2 protein-coding genes are annotated in these 1,695 nt (G+C 36.2%); one reads left to right on the top strand and one right to left on the bottom strand.

What is annotated here, in order from left to right:
- Positions 1-480 precede the first annotated feature (480 nt).
- Positions 481-990 (bottom strand): hypothetical protein, encoded by a 510-nt coding sequence (locus A7325_RS00010; RefSeq protein ID WP_068403484.1) that lies wholly within the window; start codon positions 988-990, stop codon positions 481-483.
- 102 nt (positions 991-1,092) lie between these two features.
- Here A7325_RS00010 and A7325_RS00005 point away from each other — a divergent pair.
- Positions 1,093-1,695: serpin family protein (locus A7325_RS00005; RefSeq protein ID WP_319822952.1), on the top strand; the 603-nt coding region annotated here is incomplete at its 3' end.

The following is a 1,695-nucleotide window of genomic DNA, read 5'->3' as shown; positions in this document are numbered from 1 at the left end:
TTTAACTTATGGCTACCTAAATTTAGGTTCACGATTTAAAAGAGTTAATTTTCTATTAAAAACAATGACCTATAGTTAATATAAAAATAAGTGGTTCATGAACCTTGGTATGTGACATAGCCTGAGTACAACAACTTTAATTTAAACTATTAGGAGTCTCAACTGAGACACTGAATTACGCTAAAAAATCAAGATGATCGTTCATTCATTCTCCTAGCTTTTTTATTTAAGGGGGTTTTTCATTACAAAATGAGAAAACCAGCCATACTGAAAAAGTAGCGATATTAGCACAATTCTTGCTGATTGCTTCTTGGTTAGAGTGAATAAATCATCATTTATATCAATGAATTATACTTCTGATTCTTCAGTAGATACTTGAAATGAGTATTTGAGTTTTTCATACATGGCAAAGCACTTTCACTACTTGGCTTTTGTAAAGCACTCTCTCTTTATAATTGACCTCTTAAGCTGATTTGCCTGCTAGTCAAATTTAGTGCCGAACAATATTGAGCTACGTTTGAGGCACGAGGGCTTCGCTTTTGATATAAAAATATCTTGTACTTTTTGAAACTGACTATCTAAAGCAATACCATTTGAACGAATAATATTACCTATTAAAAAGCCTCTGTCATAAATATAGACAATGCCTTTACCTTTATCCCAATAGGTCACTCCTTCAGGCAGTATAGGCGTAGAAAACATGCCATCACTTGACTCTATTAATAAACAACCCTCTATTACAACCAATCGTCCACCGACCCCCATGTCTAACTGGGGTTCCTCAGGATCAAAAGGGTATGTAAATATATCTGCATATGTCGGTGTTAATATATTAGAGATATCCTCTATTTCAGTCTTCAGGACTTTATTCTCACTAGTGGCTTTATTCATCATGTTTTTTGAAGGTGTCATACAACCTGATATTAAGATTGCTAAAAATATGATTAAGTATTTTTTAAGCTTATGGCTGTCCTTATACACTGTATTCATCTGAAATATCATCCTTAAATTTATTAGCATATGTTTACTAAATCAGCCTAAACCCTTGTATATAATCAGGACATCATCCGAATTATAAAGAGGTACAGCGCCGTGAAAAACCGTAACTATTACATTTATAAAAAGCCTACGATTAAGCTCAGCATGGGTATGCTTGCTTTAGGCAGTTTACTGGCAATCGCTGGTTGTAATAATAGCTTGGTTGACAATCAACTGATAAAAGCGGCAGCCGAAAAACCTGTAGTTAGCAAGACTGAGAACCCTTCAACCCCAAAGACTGATAAGAACTATATCGCTGCTGACGACTCTGCTTCAACGCCTGAAGGTATCAAGCAAGTCGTTAATGCCAACAATCAATTCGCTATTGATCTGTATCAGCAGATAAATAAGCAACCTGCACAATCAGATAAAAACATCTTCTTCTCGCCCTATAGCTTGTCCACTGCCATGGCTATGCTCTATGCCGCAGCAGAGGGTGAAACAAAGCAGCAAATCCAAAAGACCTTTCATTATCCAACGCCAGCTATCCTTAATCCCAATAGTGCCGCGCTCTACAATCAATTTAATAAACCCAATTCAAATTATGACTTAAGCACGGTTAATGACTTATGGATACATCAAGGCTTGAGCCCCAATCAAACTTATTTGGATACGGTGCAGCGCTATTACGGTGGTAAAGTCACCACTCTTGATTTT

This window comes from Psychrobacter sp. SHUES1, assembly GCF_001652315.1.
In the GTDB taxonomy this organism is placed as follows: domain Bacteria; phylum Pseudomonadota; class Gammaproteobacteria; order Pseudomonadales; family Moraxellaceae; genus Psychrobacter; species Psychrobacter faecalis.
Note: the sequence above shows the minus strand (reverse complement) of the source record. Positions and strands in the feature narration are given on the sequence as shown.

Coding starts and splice junctions, on each gene's coding strand:
- A7325_RS00010 (WP_068403484.1), bottom strand. CDS start 990: ATGAATACAGTGTATAAGGACAGCCATAAGCTTAAAAAATACTTAATC.